General features: G+C 60.1%; 13 protein-coding genes. 10 read left to right on the forward strand and 3 right to left on the reverse strand.

The features are described 5' to 3' along the window. Nucleotides 1–18 precede the first annotated feature (18 nt). From pglZ to RX395_RS06040, 4 genes are all read left to right on the forward strand, one after another. Nucleotides 19–2,727, forward strand: coding sequence for a BREX-1 system phosphatase PglZ type A (pglZ, locus tag RX395_RS06025; RefSeq protein WP_316366228.1), 2,709 nt, complete (start codon nucleotides 19–21; stop codon nucleotides 2,725–2,727). A gap of 11 nt (nucleotides 2,728–2,738) precedes the next feature. Then, entirely contained in the window at nucleotides 2,739–5,105 is a 2,367-nt protein-coding gene (brxL, locus tag RX395_RS06030) for a protease Lon-related BREX system protein BrxL (RefSeq protein WP_316366230.1), read from the forward strand. A gap of 74 nt (nucleotides 5,106–5,179) precedes the next feature. Next, on the forward strand, nucleotides 5,180–6,544 hold the full coding sequence (locus RX395_RS06035; RefSeq protein WP_316366232.1) for a hypothetical protein: 1,365 nt from the start codon (nucleotides 5,180–5,182) through the stop codon (nucleotides 6,542–6,544). Nucleotides 6,545–6,572: 28 nt separating this feature from the next. Continuing rightward, nucleotides 6,573–6,785, forward strand: a complete 213-nt coding sequence (locus RX395_RS06040; RefSeq protein WP_316366233.1) for a hypothetical protein — start codon at nucleotides 6,573–6,575, stop codon at nucleotides 6,783–6,785. A gap of 7 nt (nucleotides 6,786–6,792) precedes the next feature. Here the strand turns inward: RX395_RS06040 and RX395_RS06045 are convergent, their stop codons facing one another. Together RX395_RS06045 and RX395_RS06050 are read right to left on the reverse strand one after the other, a co-directional pair. Beyond that, nucleotides 6,793–7,470: a DUF3800 domain-containing protein gene (locus RX395_RS06045; protein WP_316366234.1), complete on the reverse strand. Its 678-nt coding sequence runs from the start codon at nucleotides 7,468–7,470 to the stop codon at nucleotides 6,793–6,795. Nucleotides 7,471–8,086: 616 nt separating this feature from the next. Then, nucleotides 8,087–9,688, reverse strand: coding sequence for a potassium/proton antiporter (locus tag RX395_RS06050; protein WP_316366236.1), 1,602 nt, complete (start codon nucleotides 9,686–9,688; stop codon nucleotides 8,087–8,089). 253 nt (nucleotides 9,689–9,941) lie between these two features. On the opposite strand from RX395_RS06050, the gene RX395_RS06055 reads away from it, so the two are divergent. Then, nucleotides 9,942–10,781, forward strand: a complete 840-nt coding sequence (locus RX395_RS06055; protein WP_022095029.1) for a metallophosphoesterase family protein — start codon at nucleotides 9,942–9,944, stop codon at nucleotides 10,779–10,781. Between the two features lie 385 nt (nucleotides 10,782–11,166). On the opposite strand, the gene RX395_RS06060 is transcribed toward RX395_RS06055, so the two are convergent. Next, on the reverse strand, nucleotides 11,167–12,750 hold the full coding sequence (locus RX395_RS06060; protein ID WP_316366239.1) for a lipopolysaccharide biosynthesis protein: 1,584 nt from the start codon (nucleotides 12,748–12,750) through the stop codon (nucleotides 11,167–11,169). Between the two features lie 379 nt (nucleotides 12,751–13,129). Between RX395_RS06060 and pckA the strand changes: the two genes are divergently transcribed. The 5 genes from pckA (at nucleotide 13,130) to RX395_RS06085 (ending at nucleotide 17,742) form a co-directional block, all read left to right on the forward strand. Continuing rightward, nucleotides 13,130–14,800, forward strand: a complete 1,671-nt coding sequence (pckA, locus tag RX395_RS06065) for a phosphoenolpyruvate carboxykinase (ATP) (RefSeq protein WP_316366241.1) — start codon at nucleotides 13,130–13,132, stop codon at nucleotides 14,798–14,800. Nucleotides 14,801–15,027: 227 nt separating this feature from the next. Beyond that, nucleotides 15,028–15,747 (forward strand): B3/B4 domain-containing protein, encoded by a 720-nt coding sequence (locus RX395_RS06070; protein ID WP_316366242.1) that lies wholly within the window; start codon nucleotides 15,028–15,030, stop codon nucleotides 15,745–15,747. A 170-nt stretch (nucleotides 15,748–15,917) separates the two neighbouring features. Continuing rightward, complete coding sequence (locus RX395_RS06075) at nucleotides 15,918–16,367, forward strand: MarR family winged helix-turn-helix transcriptional regulator (RefSeq protein WP_022093866.1); 450 nt, start codon at nucleotides 15,918–15,920, stop codon at nucleotides 16,365–16,367. Nucleotides 16,368–16,486: 119 nt separating this feature from the next. Continuing rightward, nucleotides 16,487–17,341 (forward strand): DegV family protein, encoded by an 855-nt coding sequence (locus RX395_RS06080; RefSeq protein ID WP_316366246.1) that lies wholly within the window; start codon nucleotides 16,487–16,489, stop codon nucleotides 17,339–17,341. 80 nt (nucleotides 17,342–17,421) lie between these two features. Next, on the forward strand, nucleotides 17,422–17,742 hold the full coding sequence (locus RX395_RS06085; RefSeq protein ID WP_316366248.1) for an MGMT family protein: 321 nt from the start codon (nucleotides 17,422–17,424) through the stop codon (nucleotides 17,740–17,742). Nucleotides 17,743–17,985 lie beyond the last annotated feature (243 nt).

Consider the following 17,985-nt stretch of genomic DNA (forward strand, 5'->3'; position numbering starts at 1 on the left):
GATACGGTAAGGATATTCATGCCCAAGATCGATGTAGAAGAACAGCTCAAGTTGCGGTTTTTGCAACCGTTGCTCGCATGCATGCCCCGCCGTGTGGTGGTTTGGCACGATGCGGACGGCGAGTTTGCTCCTGAGTTTGAACGTTTGGCCGCCGAGGGCTTCGACGGTGCGGGGACTGATGACAGCGTTATGCCCGCTCACGGTGACTTTGAGCGCCCAGTGCGGTTTGTTGAAGCCTGCGAGGGCCGCATGTTTGCCGTCAAGAAGCTCGTCAACCGCGATGACCTTGTGAGCGATATCTTGCTGTATCGCCGTTGCCCGCGCGGCAGGCTTGAGGGTGATTGGCTTGCCGATGTTGAGCTGTATGCCGATCAGTTCCAGGCTGACTATCTTTCGCTTTTGGCCGATCAGCTAGGCATCGAGAATATCGACGCCGTGCGCGAGAGCCTGCGCGAGCACAAGACGTTCTTTGATGCCAAGACCCGCTGCGCTAAGTTTGCCGCGTGTGTTCCGCATGCCTCGAGCGCATCCGATATCGAACTCGGCATCCTTACGGTGATTTTTGGCGGTAAAGAGCTTGGTGACGCGCGCCCCGCGTTTGTGCTGCGTGGCTGTATGACCATGCTGCTGCACGAGGGTCCCGAGGCGCTGGCCGAGTTGGTGGACAAGTACTGCGTGCATGATGTACTCTCTGCCTTCATCGTGCGTTGCTATGGGTTTGATGGGCCGCTTTACGAGCGTGACTCATTGCTTATGCTTGCATCCCATGTGCTCCTTACGGCGGCATCCACCGCGCTTCCCGAGGGAGCGCTCAAGGGGCTTGAGAGCCATGTGGCTCCCGCCTACGGGCCCTATTGCCTTGAGGCGGTGCGTACGTGGGACCAGACCGCCGATACCCAGGCATCGAGCGAGGACCTATTTGAGATTTGCCGTTTGGTTGAGGACGCCCGCGGACTCTTTGCACGGTTCGAGACCTTGCCGATCGATGTGCTGACCTCGCTTGATGTGTTTCCGTGCGTCAATGAGGCTGTGCTCTCGCAGCTGTTCTGCTCGTTTGCGCAAGGTGCAGACCGTGTTGAGGATGCGCGTGCCTTTGTGGCGCGTCGCTGCGACCTAAGCTGGTACCGTCGTGTCGAGAGCTACTTTGACCTGCTTGTCGCTGTGGCCGATATGTGCGCGTTTAGGCAGACGCACGCGGGCGGGTTCCATCTGGCGCAGTCCCAGCAGGTGTGGGATGCCTATTCGTCCGATTGGTATGCCATGGACGCTGCCTATCGCCATATGTGCACCGCGTATCTGCGGGCACGCTCCGTCGAGTGCGATGCGCTCGAGGAACCTGCCCGCGCCGTGGCGGACTGGGCGGAGAATCTCTACAGCAACTGGTTCTTGGCGGATGCCAATGCCTGCTGGGCGGCTGCTGCGCAAGGGGAGTGGGCCGATTGCGGCTACATCGATGGTCCCGCACGGCAGGATGAGTTTTACTGGCATGTGCTGCCCGCCTTTGTGGGTTCTGCCAAAACAACGGTCGTTATCGTGAGCGATGCGCTGCGCTATGAGGTTGCCCGCGACGTTGCGGCGCTGCTCGAGCGCGAACGCGGCGGCAACGTCAAGGTTTCTAGCATGCAGGCGGTCTTTCCCTCCATTACCGAGGTGGGCATGCCTGCGCTGCTGCCGCACCAGGTGCTTGAGCTTGCAGAGGATGGCGCGTTTGTGTTGGCTGACGGCATGCCCACTGCGACGACTCCGCAGCGCGAGGCCGTACTTACCCACGTTGAGCCCACGGCCCGCGCTTTGCGCTCGAGCGCATACCTCAACATGGCGGGAACCGAGCGCAAGGCGCTGCTCAAAGACTCCAGGCTCGTTTATCTCTACCACAACAAGATCGACGCCACGGGCGAGAAGGCAGCTACGCAGGATGACGTTTTCGATGCCTGCGCGGACACCGTGGAGGAACTTGCCGCGTTGGCGCGCCGCGTGTGCACCGACGCCCCGGGCGCGCGTGTTGTTATAACGGCGGATCACGGCTTCATCTACACGCGTCGTGAGCTCAACGAGTGCCAGATGCTCGGCAAGCCAGACCTACCCTTCCTTGACGCTCCTGTCATGCACGGCAAGCGTCATCTGGTGGTGCCCAACGAGGCCGTGGCCAAGCTTTCGGAAGAGGCATGCGAGGTGTTTGTTAATGTTGGCATGGGACGTTTAGGTGCCGGTTTTGAGGGATTTGCCCCGCGCGAGAACGTGCACTTCAAGCGTCCCGGTGGCACTAACAACTACGTCCACGGCGGCATGAGCCTGCAGGAGCTTTGCGTGCCCGTTATCGGATTTTGGCGTGCGCGCTCGGGTTCCAAGGACTTTGTCGATACGCGCGTGGCGACGCTGCGCGTGCTAAGCGAGGGACGCCGAGTGACCAACTCGCTCTTCTCGGTCAACTTGATCCAGGAAGAACCCGCCCAAGGCAAGGTCTTGCCGTGCGAGTATGAGCTGGTGTTTACCGACGCAAGCGGCAACGAAGTGAGCGATACGGTCAAGGCGCATGCCAACAAGACTTCCGTTAATTCGCAAGAGCGCGTAGTGCATGCCAAGTTTGCGCTGCGTGCGGCGGATAGATTCTCGGCAAAGGGTCCGTACTATCTGGTCTGCCGCGAGCGCGAGACGGGCAAGATCGTTTGGCGCGAGACGTACACCATCGCTGTTTCGTTTGCCCCTGTTGCTGACTTTGGTTTTTAGGAGTGTGCCCTATGTTTGATAACCATGACGACGATCTGTGGGAAGTTCCCTCGATTGATGTGGATGTGCCGGTGGAGGGTGTGGTGCCTGCGGAGGCCGCACCTGCTGCGGAGGCCCCGGCGACTGAGGCTGTTGCGCCTGCCCCGGAGCCGGTTGCTGCCGCGCCCGTTGAGGCTGCGGTGAACGCCGAGGACGAATTCTCGACCGACGGTTATGATCAGGCTGTGGCCGAGGCTCCTGAGGACGACGGCTACGACATGGATGGGTTGGACGGCAAGCTGCTTGAGCACTTTGCTGGCAAGATCGTGCGCAAGGACCTGACGGCCCTTATGAAGCGCGGCGCCAACGTGCCCACCTTTGTGCTGGAGTACCTGCTGGGTATGTACTGCTCAACCGACGACGAGGATGCCGTGGCGGAGGGCCTGGGGCGCATCCGCAAGATCCTCACCGATAACTACGTGCGTCCCGACGAGTCCGAGCGCATTAAGTCCAAGATTCGCGAGCTGGGTCGCTTTACCATCATCGATAAGGTGACGGCCGAGCTCGACGAGTACAAAGACATCTACGTGGCGTCGTTTGCCAACCTGACCATTGAGCCGTTTGTGATGCCTGCCGAGTACGTGCGCGACTATTCCAAGATTCTCCAGGGTGGTATTTGGTGCATTATGAGCATCGAGTATCGTCGTCCCATGGAAGAGGAAGACGAGTTTGGCATGGAAGTCTTTGGCGACGATGCGCCTCGCCGCTCCAAGGCCAAGCGCAAAAAGCGCGGGCCCGAGGACTCTCCGTTTAGCGTGGCGTCGCTCACGCCCATCCAGATGCCCAACCTGGACCTGGACGCCATGATCGAGGAGCGTCAGTATTTCTCGCGCGACGAGTGGCTCAACATGCTGCTGCGCTCTGCCGGCTATGAGCCCAGCGAGCTTTCGGAGAAGGAGCGCCTGCACTTTATCGAGCGCATGGTGCCGCTGATCGAGCGCAACTACAATCTGTGCGAGCTTGGTCCCCGCGGCACCGGCAAGAGCCATATCTACAAAGAGGTCTCGCCTTACGCCATCTTGCTTTCGGGCGGCCAGACCACCACGGCCAACCTGTTCGGCCGCATGAACTCCATGCGCGCCGATCGCGTGGGCTTGGTGGGCCATTGGGATTGCGTGACGTTCGACGAGGTCGCCGGCATGCGCTTTAAGGACACCAACGCCGTGCAGATCATGAAGGACTACATGGCCAGCGGCAGCTACGCGCGTGCCCGCGACCAGATTAACGCCGATGCCTCCATGGTCTTTGAGGGCAACATCAACGACACCGTGCAAAACGTCCTTAAGACCACGCACCTGTTTGACCCGTTCCCGCCGGAGTTCAACAACGATTCGGCCTTCTTCGACCGTATCCACTATTACCTGCCGGGCTGGGAGATTCCCAAGATGCGGTCGAGCCTGCTGACCGGGCATTATGGCCTGATCACCGACTGCCTGTCGGAGTTTTGCAAGGAGATGCGCCGCAAGGACTTTACGCACCATATCGACCGTTACTTCCGCTTTAACAGCGACTTTAACAAGCGCGACGAGATCGCCGTGCGCAAGACCTTTAGCGGCCTGGCCAAGCTCCTGTTCCCCGACGAAGCCATGGACAAGGACGACGTGCGCTGGCTGTTGGATTACGCCATCGAGGGCCGTCGCCGCGTAAAGGAGCAGCTCAAGATTATGGCGGGCGTCGAGTTTATCGACGTTAACCTGGGCTATATGGATGCCGACAACCCGCAGGATGTGCATGTGGTGCGCGTGCCCGAGCAGAGCGAGGACACGCTGATTCCCGACGGGCCGCTGCTGTCCGGCCACGTGTTTGGCGTGGGCAGGTCGCAGGGCGGCGAGGTTGCCGTGTACAAGCTGGAGAATAAGGCCGTTGCCGGCGAGTGCAAGTTTAAGCACGAGGGCGTGGCCTTTAACAAGCCGGTGCGCGATACGCTGGAAGCCGCGTTCGACAACTTTGTGAACCTGGCGAACCGCGTGGCGCCGGGCATGCACATTGGCTCCAAGGATTATCTGCTGTTCTACAACGACCTGCAGAGCAAGGGCCTGTCCGAGGAAGTTTCGCTCGCCGAGTTTGTGGGCCTTTGCTCTGCGGCGTGCAACCGCCCGGTGATGCCCGCGCTGGCGATTCCGGGAATCTTGCGCATGTCGGGTTCTATGGACGAGATCCGAGGGCTCGAGGACATTATGCGCGTGGCCAAAAACGCCGGCGCCAAGCGCGTGATTTTGCCGCTGAGCGCCATCGCGGGCTTGCAGAGTGTTTCGTCCGAGATTATTTCGGGACTGAGTCCGGTGTTCTACATGGATGGTGACCCGGTTGATGCCGCGAAGAAGGCGCTGGATCTGTAGGAGTGCGGGCGTGCGGGCTTGCGTGCGCGTGGGCCCGCGGGCGTGTTGGCGTGTTCGAGTAGGGAGGCCTTGCCATGGCGAGCGAGCGTTCTGTTGGCGAGTTGCTCGACGAGCTGTTTGGCTTTGAGTCAGTAGCCAAGCGTCAGACGGCGCTTGAGCAGTACGATCGCGGTGAGCTGGTGCGCAGGGCGCGCTCCCGCGAGCTGCTGGGCGTGCTTAGGGGCGTCGAGGCTTCTGAGCACGCTGCGCGCGAGTCTGCCGTGCGGGCTGTTGACGGGTATGTTCGCCGTGTTGAGGGCGCCGCGCTTGCACGCGCTCGCAAGCGGGCGGGCATTGTTGGTCCGCTGCGGATGGAGCGCCGCTATGCTGCCTTTTTGCGCATGGAGGACAAGGCCGAGTTGCTGGCCCGTTTGGAGCAGACGCTTGCGTTTATCGAGGTAAAGCTGCGTGCGAATACGGCGGAAAAGGTGCGCGCGGCGTACGATGCTGCGGGGGCTATGGTGCTGCAGGACGTGGCACGCCTGAGTGACGTGCGCGTTGTGGATGCCGTGCCCCTGGATGCCGATCTGCTATGTACGCAGTTGGAGCAGTTGCGTTGTGCCGCCGACGCGACGGACCTTGCGGGTATGATCACAGCGACGTTTGAGTCCGAGCTGAGTGCGACGGGGTCGCTGGGCACTGACGGGTTTACGGGCGATTTGGCTGGCGATGTTGCTGGTGACGTGGCGTTGGAGCGTGAACTTACCAACGTGCGCGGCGCTGCGCAGCGAGCGCGCTTGGCGGCGCAGGCGTATCGGGCCGAGCGCGCCACCCGCGTTGCGGGGAGCACGGTGGAGCCGGTATCGTTGCCCGAGTCTGCGTGCGCTGCGTGCGAGACGGCGTGCGATGCCGGGGAGCTTTCCGAGTTGCTCGCTCAGGTTAAGAAGTCGTTTGAGACCTACCGTCGTGTTGTTGCCGACGGCGGGTTGTTCTGCGCGTTTGGCACGGGCTCGCCGCACGGCATTTGTTGTGGTACGAGCTATTTGGACTACGATTCTCGGCTTGATGAGGACGTGCTGGTGGGCGAGTACGATGGTGCAACCAGGCATACTGTTCGGCATGAGGTTGCGATTCCCGAGCTGGTGGATGGGGCTTCTGCCGAGGGCGGCGATTCGCTCAAGGTTGCCGTGGCGCGCATGCGCGAGTTTAACGGGCGTCGCTACGATGGTGTGCTGGATGAGGATCCTGCGCGCCATGTGAATGCGTTTTGGTATGGACTTAAAAAGCTCAGCCAGTATTGCGAGGCCGCCGTGCGTGTGGATGAGCGTGCTTGGGATTGCTTTATCGATAAGGTGCAGTTCGCCTACGATGAGCCCGTGGGACGTTTGGCTGCACAGATGGACGACAAGCAGGTTGCGGCTTTTGTTGCTGCCGTGGATGAGCTTGGCGCTGCTGAGTAGGGGTCCTGGCCTGGTAGGAGGTTTCATCATGAAGATCGAAGTTGACGTAGATCAGCTGCGCGAGAGCCTGCTCGACCGCGCGGGGTCTGCGGCGGGCGTGGGCTTTCCGGCCGCCATGCTCGACGTGATGGATATCGAGGATGAGTCGCCCCAAGAACTCCTAGATCGAGCCGAACGCGAAGGCCTCGACCTCCGAGACTTTGCCGTCGATGACGACTGCGGAGCGTCTGACGACTGGTGACCCCGGGTCAGTTCATCCTTTTCTTCCTGAGATATAAGAGAAATCCCTTTTTGAACGTCCTTCGGGTTCCAAAAAATAGCCGATCAGTCTTTGTATCTTCCTTGCTGTCAAACTTGATAGCCGTTAGCTCGATCGTACAGATGTAGTCAGCAACTTGGAATAGCCGGTAGGCTCGTGGTGTGGCTTCTCGGTATACGATGACATCCCTTGCTAGAACGTACTCAAGCGCAGAATGAATGACCTCCGTTACAATCGGTTGGCCGTTGTCGTAGTAAATCTTAACGGTGTCGTATCGCTGGAAGAATTTCAGATGGTCGAAAAGTTCAACTGTGAGGTCTCGCCTCATTCTCTCCGCGAGACCGTTTTGATTGCCGGCGAATTCGCTCATTCGGTATTGCAGACAGAGATAGCGTATGGGGAGATGCTGAATGAACGCGCGAAATGCGCTCAACATGTGCCTTCGCTGCTCCTTGGGAAGATCTTTGTAGTCGCCGTTTCCATTCAGTAGGGGTCCTGCATGAAAAGGCGTATTGGGAAGCGAGGACTGCGACAGGGCGCGCTCGTAGCGGTCAATGCGTTCAACGATTGCATCGTTTTGATCGTGAAAAACGAGGGTGACGAGGTAGTAGTTGGAGACGCCTCCGAGGTCGCCAGATTCGTCAACAAAGACGGAGAGTTCGCTCATGATGGGCCTCCATTTTTGCAAAAAAATGCCGGGGGTAAGACCCCGGCTCTTGGAGGCCCCTCTTTTGGAGGGAACCGTATTCTTTATACCATGAGATAAGGGGTGCTTTCAAGTAATATTATAATAAGCAAACATATGTTCGTCAAACTACCTGCGAAAAGTCCTTAGCCGTCCAGAGGTGGGTAGAGCGGCTCGTAAATTGCTGACGCAATGGGCCGGCGTTTTCCCGAGAAGTATTTAGTCTTGACTCGCATAAAAAATGCCGGGGGACATCCCCCGGCTCTTGGAGGTCCCTTTATTCGAGGGTACCGATTTCTTTATAGCATGAGATCGGACGGCTTTCAAATGGCGCCATGTGGATGGGATGGGATGGCGCGCCTGATAAAGCCCTCAATGAATGGCATCTAACTAGCGTTCGTGATATAAAGAAATCGGTCATCTCAAAAGAGAGGGCTTCCAAGTGCCGGGGACGTTTTCCCCGGCTTTTTCATTTCGGTGTCAATTCAAATGTTTTTCAACCCATCCCCACCCATAAGTTGCGGTGAAATAGGGACTGAAATGGCTGTTCAGAAGCCTATTCAATCCCTATTTCACCGCAACTTATGGGTGGGGATGGCTACGATGCTAGTGTGGCGATGACGGCTTCGTCGCCGGCGTATATTAGGGTGTTGCCGTCGGGGATGATCGTCTGGCCGTCGCGTTTGAGCATCACGACGATAAAGGGATGCTTGCCTTGCGGCACATCGCGAAGACGCTGGCCGGCCAGGCGACCGTGGGGGGTTACGGTGACCTCGCGCAGCGTAACCTCGGCACGCTCTTCAAACGTCGGCGCGGCCATCACCAGCAGGTCACCTTCCTCGATGACGGTATCGCCGTTGGGCAGCACCGGGTGCGCCCCGTCGCGCAGCACCAGGACCACGAGCATGTCTGTGGCGCTGCCAATGTCCGCGAGCGAGCGTCCGGCAAACGGATGTCCAGCGCCCACCTTGAGCTTTACAAACGACATGCCGTCCTCGTCGCGGTAGTCGTTAAAGGTGCGGTGCACGTCGCCGGTCGCATCGATCATATCGAGCTTCTTCGCCAACGCCGGCAGCAGCGAGCCCTGCACCACAATGCTCGACACGGCAATCACAAACACCAGGTCAAATAGGTCGTGTCCGCCGGGAACGCCGGCCACCACGGCAAAGAGACTAAAGACGACCGAAGCTGCTCCGCGCAGGCCCGCCCAGCTTACGAGCGCGACCTGGCGGGGGTTCGTCTTAAAGGGCGCCAGGAGCACGCCGACGGCGATGGGGCGGCTCACGAAGAGCATGAACGCCATGAGCGCCAGGCCCGGCAGCAGCATTTGCGGCAGGCGTGCGGGTGTAACGAGCAGGCCCAGCAAAAAGAAGATGGTCATCTCTGCCATCTCGGTGAGGGTGTCAAAGAAGTGCGCCATCTCGACTTTGCCGGTGATGTCGCTGGCACCCAGCACAATGCCGGCCAGGTATACAGCCAAAAAGCCGTTGCCGCCCAGATAGCTTGGTAGCGCGTAGGCAACGATCGCCACGGCGAACAAAAAGATGGTCTGCGCGCCCTCGGCCGTTGCGTGCGCGCGTTCAATCAGGCGGCCCGCCGCCCAGCCGATGGCGAGGCCCAGGCCCACGCCCAAGATAATCTGCTTGGCCAGCAGTGCGGGAATGTTGATGTCGCCGCCGGCCGCGAGTGTGGCGAGCACGGCGGTGAGCATATAGGCGACGGGATCGTTGGAGCCCGATTCGACCTCGAGCAGCGAGTCGGTGCCGCCCCTCAGCGACAGGCTGTGCTCACGCAGTACGCTAAAGACGCTCGCCGCGTCGGTGGATGCCACGACCGATCCCAGCAGCAGGCCGCCGATCCAGTCGAACCCCAGCGCGAAGTGGGCGAACACGCCGGTGATGCCGGCAGTGATGACGACGCCGAGCGTGCTCAGCAGCACCGCCGGCGCAGCGACGGGCTTGGCGCGGTCGATATTGGTGTTAAAGCCGCCGTAGAACATGATGAACAGCAGCGCCGTGCTGCAGACGGTTTCGGTAAGCGCGTAGTCGCTAAAATCGATGTGCGCCGGGCCGTTGACGCCCAACAGCATGCCCAGCGCGATAAAGATGAGCAGGGTGGGGAAGGGGAGTTTTTTGCCGACGGGTTTGATGGTCAGGCACAAAATGATGACGAGGCCGATAAAAAGAAGGATCTGGTTCATGGATGGTGTCCGCTCCTGGGTGGTTGGCGTGGCACGGTCAGTTGTCTGCGGTTATTTGTACCCAAAGATGGTGGGTTTATGGGGTTGGATTGCAGGCGTGCGCGATATCGTCATAGACGGCTGCCGTCTTTGCCTCTGCTCGGAAACCCTTTCCAGCTTTATTGCAACGGAGTACAATGGGTAACGTTTAAGTTCAACTTGAAGTTTTAGTTGCGGCGCCGGGCTTCGGCCGCAATGCAAGGAGAGGCGTACCATGGCGATCTATGTGACATCTGATGCTCACGGGCACGTGCGTGCGCTTGACGAGGCCCTGTCTAAGATCTCGTTGACGTCCGACGACACGCTGTACGTGCTGGGCGACATGATCGATCGCGGGCCCGATCCGGTCGGCGTTATTAAGCTCGTGCGCTCGCTGCCCAACGCCCACGTGCTCAAGGGCAATCACGAGCAGATCATGCTCGATGCCATCATTGGTCAGGATCCGCTCGATGCCGAGACCTGGGATATCAACGGTGGCTGGACGACGCGCGAGCAGCTCAACGACATGGAATTTGAGGCATATGAGGAGCTCGTGCGATGGATGGCCGCGCTGCCGCTCTACGCGGTGGTCGAGACCGAGGAGCGCCCGTATCTGCTGGTACATGCCGGTATTGAGACCGAGGCGGCGCAGGCGTTTTTGCTTGAGCATGGCGTCGATTGTGCCGATGGCGTCGGAGCGGTGGGTGCCGATCGCGAGCTGCTGCAGCAGATGCTCGCAGTGCAGTCGTCCGATGACCTGCTGTGGATTCGTCATGGCTATTGGGATGCGTCGACCGGGCTGCTTTCTGCCGAGGGCAAGGGCCCGGTCGTGGTGAGCGGTCACACGCCCACGGTATCGCTTGGGCGCTATTGCGAGGTCGGTGGTCTGGCGGGGCTCGATGAGGAATCGGGACGCGGGCAGATCGTGCGCTTGGGCGGCGAGGACACTGCCGGCGTGCCCGATCGCATCGACATCGACTGCGCCGCCGCCACCGGCTCCGAGTTCGGCCGCGTGGGCATCCTGCGCCTGGACGACGGGGCCGAGTTCTACGCGAACATCAACCCGGGCGAATAACCTTGTTCCGCCGATCTACCGTAGCTAATTTGGGACGGGGCTTTTTGACTACTTTCGGAGAGTAGCGCCTTCTTGCTCGGTAAGCGCTAGAAATGAGGAGCGTCTGCGTCCTCGACAGCGCGAAAATGCTCGAAAAACCGTCGCAACGGAGTCAAACGACGTCGCGGCGGTTCTTTTTTGGCTGCCCGCTGGCTAAGTGAGTAGACTTTTTTGGAAATGCCGAGCACCCAACATATTTGCCTCAATAAAACCGCTGGTCACGGACTTGTGCTTTGTCGGTGTGGTCCGGGATTCGGTAAAAGTCTACTCACTTAGTTTTGCGTGTCCGCAACGAGACTCCAGCCGGGGTGATTCCACCGCAAATTAGCTTCTCCCATCGCCGCAATTAGGCGCCGTACGGATTCCGGTCCCTCTCTATGCGTTGGCGGATGTGGGCGTACTCGATAATCAACAGTACCAGCAGTAGGGCCATGATGGCTAGGTAGCTCACGACGGCGCCCATCAGGCCGAGCAGATTGATCAGAATCACCGGGAGCACCACGCTCACGGCAAAGCAGATCAGGTAGATCTTGGTGACATCTCCAGCGTGGCGCAGCACCGTGATGATGGCGTAGATAAAGTCGATGGCCGCGGTGACGCCGCCGGCGACGACCATCAGCAGCGCCAGCGTACGGTAGCGTTCAAAGCTGAGACCGTACATAAAGCTCATGAGGGGAATACCGGGACCTGCCATAAATGCGGCGCACACGCCGGTGATGACCACGATCAGCGCCATAACGGCAACAATAATCAGGTCAAAGCGGCGACGCTTGCGCGGATTCGCCCAAATGCTCGACAGACGCAGGAGCTGCGGTTTATAGATAAATCCAATGCTCAACAAAATTCCCTGCGCCGGAAAGAACAGGGCATTAAAGTACAGCTGATACTTGTAGGCCAGCGCGCCTTCCATCACAAACTTGGGCATGCTCTCAATAAGGTTGAACAGGAACAGTGCACCAAAGAGCGGGGCGCACTGGACAAACAGGTGGCCGACCTCGCGCAGGCTCACGTGGCGCGATTTTTCGGTCTCGAGCAGGGCGAGCGGGGCGGTGACCAGCACGAGCGAGGCAATCGCGGTGACACCCATGGCCATGGCCGCGATGGGCATGCTGCGCGTGAGGAACAGTGCCACGCTAAAGACCGCGATGACGCCGGCGGAACGCAGCGTTTGGCTCATGCCGGCCAAATAGAGCTTGTCGGCCTGCTGCAGGCGGCCCTCGTACACGTCGGCGATGCCGTCGATCACCTTATAGAGGTAGACGCCCAGGCCGATCGTGGCCATCTGCGCATCGTAGCCGCGTGCGCTGCTGTACGTGAGGCCGCAGCCTAGTGCGAGCGCTCCGCAAAGCCAACGGTTGAGCTGGTAGGAGGCGAAGGAGGTTTTTTCGTCGATGTCCGAGACCTGAAAGTTGCGCACGCCGTAGTTGCACGCGATCATGATGAGCGTGCCGGTAACAAAGGCGATGGAGAACTTGCCGGCCTCCTCGGCGCCCACGAGCTGCGTAGACACGATGGTGAGCAGCGGAAACGCCATGCCCCATACGGCGGTGCCCAGGGTGTTCCAAAGATAGTCGCGACTGGTGGCGTGCTCCTCGTATTCCGCTTCCTGCATGGAGAAGCCGCCGCCGTAGACGGCGCCGAGCAGACGGTTCCACCAAGCGTTGACCATGCGGCGGACGGGGCCGGGCTCCCGATCGCGTTCGCGCCGGCGACGGCGCGTGGCCTGGCTGCTGTCGGGGCCGCCGGCGTTGCGCTGGCTCAGCTCCTGGATGCGCGCGAGCTCTTCGGCCGTGTGGGAGGCGGGGAACAGGCCGTTCTCGATGCGGCCGCCCTGGGCCTTCGCGGCGCCGTCTTTCGATGCAGCGGGGTTGGAGATGCCGTTACGGCGGGCGATGGCGCGGCGAATGCTATCGAGGGGCGTGATGCTCAAAGCGGGGTCCTTTCTATTGCTGCGCTCTAGTATAGACACCGCGGTGTCCGCTCGTGTTTTTGAACAGGTTGTTCAATAATTTCGGCGGCGCCATTCGGTAGTCGGCACTTAGGGACGTTCCTTATGTGCCGGCACTTTGGGAACGTCCCTAAGTGCCGGCATCCGGGGGCGCTCCTTGAATGTTGCCTGTTCAAGAGTGTTCCCAATGACTAGGCGTTTAAAAACGTCCCCAATGACTAGGCCGCTTGCCTGCGATTTTTGACCGTTGGGCGGGCTTGCCGCCCTTGCCGCAAAAACGTTTTTGCATATCGGGTACAACGGGCTTTACGTGAGTAAAGTGCGCGTCGCGTCCACGTGTCGCGTTTTTAAAGGAGGCCCCATGCCTGGTGTTACCCCTGCAGAAGTTCTGTCCAACTTTGGTATTACGCTCGTTGAAGATCCCGCCGAGAATCAACCCCGTCTGCTGGTGGACCTGCCGGCGGCAGAGCTTGTCGAGCACGCTATTCGTCGCAAAGAGGGCCGTATGGCTTCTAATGGCGCGCTCGTGATCGAGACGGGGGAGCGCACTGGTCGTTCGCCCAACGATCGTTTTATCGTTGACACCCCCGATGTTCACGACAAGATCGCCTGGGGTGCGGTCAACCGCCCACTGTCCGTCGAGAGCTATGAGGCCATCAAGGCCGGCATCGTCGACTATCTCAACGAGCGCGACGTGTTCGTCACGCGCGGCATGGCGGGCGCTGACCGCAACCACACGCGTCGCCTGCTTGTTGCCTGCGAGCGTGCCAGCCAGGCACTCTTCATTAAGCAAATGCTCGCCCGTCCGCTCGCCCGCGAAATCGCGCGCACCGGCGAGCCCGACTTCTGCGTGCTCGCAGCGCCCGGTTACCAGTGCGATCCTGCCATCAAGGGCCTCAACTCCAGCGCCGCCGTGGTCATCAACTTCCAGGAACGCGTGATTCTGGTCGCCGGCACCGGCTACTCCGGCGAGATTAAAAAGTCGATCTTTAGCGTCATGAACTATCTGCTGCCCGTCGAGGATGACGTGCTGCCCATGCACTGCTCGGCCAGCATGGATCCCGTCACGCACGAGACTGCCGTGTTCTTTGGCCTGTCCGGCACGGGCAAGACCACGCTTTCTGCCAACCCCACGCGCCTGCTGATCGGCGACGACGAGCACGGCTGGTCCGACATGGGCATCTTCAACATCGAGGGTGGCTGCTACGCAAAATGCGAGGGCCTGGACGCCTTCCACGAGCCCGAGATCTTCAACGCCGTCCGTTTTGGCGCCATTTGCGAAAACGTGGTGCTCGACGAGAACCGCAAGCCCAACTACGACGACATCTCGATCACGCACAACACGCGCGTGGCCTATCCCGTGGAGCACATTCCTAACGCGTGGACTAAGGGCATGGGCACCACTCCGAGTGTCGTGCTGTTCCTGACTTGCGACGCTTTTGGCGTGCTGCCACCCATCTCACGTCTGACGGCCGATGCCGCCATGTACCACTTTGTGACGGGCTTTACGGCTAAGATTCCCGGCACCGAGGTCGGCGTCACCGAGCCCACGCCCACGTTCTCCTCGCTGTTTGGCGAGCCGTTTATGCCGCTCGACCCCATGGTCTATGCCAAGATGCTCGGCGAGCGTATCGCCGACGGTCGTACGCGCGTGTACCTGGTCAACACCGGCTGGATTGGCGGCGGTTATGGTGTGGGCCATCGCATCGAGCTTGCCTACACGCGCGCCCTGGTGGCCCGCGCCCTCGACGGTACCATCGAGGACAGCGAGTTCTTGCACGACGACATCTTTAACGTCGACATTCCCACGACGTGCCACGGCGTGCCCGATGGCATCCTGGTGCCGCGCCAATACTGGCAGAGCACCGCGCGCTATGACGAGGCCGCGCACAACCTGGCGGTGATGTTCGAGGAGAACTTCGAGAAGAAGTACTCGCACCTGCCCGAGTCCGTCAAAGCCGCCGGCCCGCACGCCCAAGTACACGCCGACGCTCGTCATCGCGGCCGCGGGCTGCTGGGACTTCGCCACTAGCTTCGCCGTGAGTCCATATCCACCACAAAGGGGACAGGCGCCTTTATGGTGGTTTTGCTCGCGTGGATGACTCGGGTTACAATACGCTTGACATATCGTCCCCTTCTCCGGATGGGGACAGCGTAAGCGCTCTTGTGGCGGCACCGTAGGACTTTGAAGGTGGCCGCTGTGAGGGCGCTTCTTGTTTAGGCGCCCTCGCTCGGGCGTACGCTATGAAGGGAGAGCATATGAAGAGTTTCGTTGCCGAGGATTCGTTTTGGGAGCTGTTTCCGCAGGCGGCGGTCGGCGTCGTAGTCGTAAAGGGCATGAAGCCCGCGGCCCAGATTCCCCAGGAGGACGTGGATGCGATCGCCACGTTGCTCAATCGCGCCAATATCGATGCGGAGCGTCACCTGACAAGCGATACCATCAGCGAGAACGCGCCGGTTAAGGCATGGCGCGAGGCGTATCGCCTGTTCAAGACCAAGAAGGGCGCGCGTTGCTCAGTTGAGAACCTGCTCAAGCGCGTGCTCAAAGGCAAGCCGGTCGGCCACATCACACCGGCGGTGGATATCTACAACACGATTTCGTTGACTTATGCGCTGCCCGTTGGCGGCGAGGACCTGCATGCGATTGAGGGAGATCTTCGCTTGAAGGTGACCGATGGTGGCGATGCGTTCTTGCCGCTTGGCGAGGAGGCGGACGATCCGACGCTGCCCGGCGAGCTCGCTTACATCGACGATGCGGTCGCTGTGTGCCGCTGCTGGAACTGGCGCGACGGCGTTCGCACGGCGCTGTCCGATGATTCGGCCGATGCGTTCCTGGCGATTGAGTGCGTGGAGCCCGAGCGGATGGGGGATTGCCAGGCCGCGATCGATCGCTTAGCCGAGCTGCTCGAGCGCTATCTGGGAGCGACGGTTGTCATTAAGACGCTTGTGACCCGCGACAATCCTTGCGTGGAGCTGTAGCGGCGCCTAGAACCTATTGATGCCCCAAACCACCACAAAGGTGCCTGTCCCCTTTGTGGTGGTTTTTATGTTGATGGGTTAACAAATGGGGTATTTGGGTACGGGTGTCGCCTTATGCGACTAAGATGTTTACCCGTAAGCATTATGCAAGCGAAAGGCGGTCGTCTCCCATGCAGCAGAACGACGAGACACGTTTCGAGGACTTTGTCGGACTGATCAGCGGGCTCTACAAGGAGATTCAGCGCATTAAGACATCCGAGGGCGCAAGGCTGGGCCTCAAGGGCTCCGACGTTATGTGCCTGTACTATCTTGAGCGCAGCAAGGACGGCCTGACTGGCGCTGACTTGGCTCGCATGGCAGGCGTGACCCGCGCCGCCGTCTCGCGTACGCTCGCGCATCTGGAGGAGGGCGGCTACGTCGAGGTCGACGATTCGGGCGATGCCGCCGTTAAGTATCGTGCCCCGGTGCGCCTGACCGCTCTGGGTGGCGAGAGCATGAGCGAGGCCGACCGCATCATTCGCGAGGTGCTCGATACCACCGGTAAGGCTATGGGTGTGGAGCAGCGCGAGCAGATGTATGCGTCGCTGCGCACGATTCTCAACACCCTGCGCGAGATCTAAGGCCGCCAAGGCTTTTGCTTCCAATTAACAACTGCATAGTCCTGTTTGAGCGCGTATACCGTGCCGGGGCCTTGCTGTCAAAATTCCCTGCGCGGGACCTGCGCAAGAAAGGATTCGCTATGTCCGTCCGCATTATTACCGATTCCGCAAGCGATATGTCGCCGGCCGAGCACCCAGCACTGGCCGTTTTGCCGCTGTCCGTCACCTTTGGCACCGATGTGTACATGGATGGCATCGACATCGATCACCAGCGCTTTTACGAGATGCTCGTGGAGCGCGATGAGCTGCCCAAGACCGGCCAGGTCAACCCGTACGCGTTTTCGCAGGCGATTGCCAAGGTTCGTGAAGCCGGCGATGAGGCTGTGATTATTACCGTGGGCGCTAAGCTATCAGGCACCAATCAGAGTGCCCGTACCGCACTTGCCGAGGCGCCAGGTGGCGACGTGTTCGTGGTAGACAGCAACAACGTCACCCTGGGCGAGCGCGTCCTGGTCGAGTATGCGCTGCGCTTGGTGGACGAGGGCCACAGTGCGGTCCAGATCGCGGCGGCTGTTGAGGCCGTGCGCGACCGCGTGGTGGTTATCGGCCTGCTCGAGACGCTGGAGTACCTGGTGCGCGGCGGTCGTCTGTCTGCTGCGGCCGGCGCCGTGGGCACGCTGCTCAACGTAAAGCCTGTGGTGGCTGTCGAGGACGGTCTGATCGTACAGCTGGGCAAGGCGCGCGGTTCCAAGAACGGCCGCAACCTGCTGAACCAAAAGGTCGAAAAGGCGGGCGGCATCGACTTTTCCATGCCGCTGGCGCTCGGCTATACGGGTCTTTCGGATGCGGTGCTCAAGAAGTATATCGAGGACAGCGCGGCACTTTGGGCTGGCCACACCGAGAGCGAGTTGCCCGTTCACACCATCGGCGCCACCATCGGTGCCCACGTAGGCCCTGGCGCCGTAGCCGTAGCCTTCTTCCAGCCCGCCAACTAACTGACCTGCCATAAACCACCACAAAGGTGCCTGTCCCCTTTGCGGTGGTTTATGCTTTTCCGGGTGGAAGGGAGCGAGCAATGGCGTCTGAGGGCTTTTTTGAACGGGTGTACGAGGTGGTCGAGCAGATCCCCGAGGGGATGGTCGCCACGTATGGTCAGGTGGCGCTGCTTGCCGGTCGACCACGAAGTGCGCGGTATGTGGGGTATGCCCTGCATAGCAATCCGCGCCCCGGCGAGATTCCCTGTCACCGCGTGGTGTTTGCCGACGGGCGCATATGCGAGGGTTTTGCTTTTGGCGGTCCCGATGCTCAACGTGAGCTTTTGCTAGGGGAGGGTGTGGCGTTTAAGGACGACATGCACGTCGACTTGGCCGCCTGTCGCTGGCTTGCCGGACTCTAACGGCTCTGTCGTGGCGAAAACCACCACAAAGGTGCCTGTCTCCTTTGTGGTGGTTTAGTTTACTTGGGCTAACTTATGGAGAAGCTATGGCGGCGGATATTGATCCTGCAAAGTAAACCACGGTGAACTATATTGGTTTCAGCAACGGAGCAGACAATAGGCGATGAAAAAGCCTGCCCTGTTGAGTTTGATTCGCATTCCTCCCCTCTGTGCGATTCAACGGTGTACTTCGGGAACAGGCCC

Source organism: Collinsella aerofaciens (assembly GCF_032584215.1).
Taxonomy (GTDB): Bacteria; Actinomycetota; Coriobacteriia; order Coriobacteriales; family Coriobacteriaceae; genus Collinsella.

Bases quoted from the DNA above. Each gene is read 5' to 3' on its own strand.
- RX395_RS06075 (WP_022093866.1), top strand. From the start codon at position 15,918: ATGCAGCAGAACGACGAGACACGTTTCGAGGACTTTGTCGGACTGATC.
- pglZ (WP_316366228.1), top strand. From the start codon at position 19: ATGCCCAAGATCGATGTAGAAGAACAGCTCAAGTTGCGGTTTTTGCAA.
- RX395_RS06080 (WP_316366246.1), top strand. From the start codon at position 16,487: ATGTCCGTCCGCATTATTACCGATTCCGCAAGCGATATGTCGCCGGCC.
- RX395_RS06045 (WP_316366234.1), bottom strand. From the start codon at position 7,470: ATGAGCGAACTCTCCGTCTTTGTTGACGAATCTGGCGACCTCGGAGGC.
- pckA (WP_316366241.1), top strand. From the start codon at position 13,130: ATGCCTGGTGTTACCCCTGCAGAAGTTCTGTCCAACTTTGGTATTACG.
- RX395_RS06050 (WP_316366236.1), bottom strand. From the start codon at position 9,688: ATGAACCAGATCCTTCTTTTTATCGGCCTCGTCATCATTTTGTGCCTG.
- brxL (WP_316366230.1), top strand. From the start codon at position 2,739: ATGTTTGATAACCATGACGACGATCTGTGGGAAGTTCCCTCGATTGAT.
- RX395_RS06085 (WP_316366248.1), top strand. From the start codon at position 17,422: ATGGCGTCTGAGGGCTTTTTTGAACGGGTGTACGAGGTGGTCGAGCAG.
- RX395_RS06040 (WP_316366233.1), top strand. From the start codon at position 6,573: ATGAAGATCGAAGTTGACGTAGATCAGCTGCGCGAGAGCCTGCTCGAC.
- RX395_RS06070 (WP_316366242.1), top strand. From the start codon at position 15,028: ATGAAGAGTTTCGTTGCCGAGGATTCGTTTTGGGAGCTGTTTCCGCAG.
- RX395_RS06035 (WP_316366232.1), top strand. From the start codon at position 5,180: ATGGCGAGCGAGCGTTCTGTTGGCGAGTTGCTCGACGAGCTGTTTGGC.
- RX395_RS06055 (WP_022095029.1), top strand. From the start codon at position 9,942: ATGGCGATCTATGTGACATCTGATGCTCACGGGCACGTGCGTGCGCTT.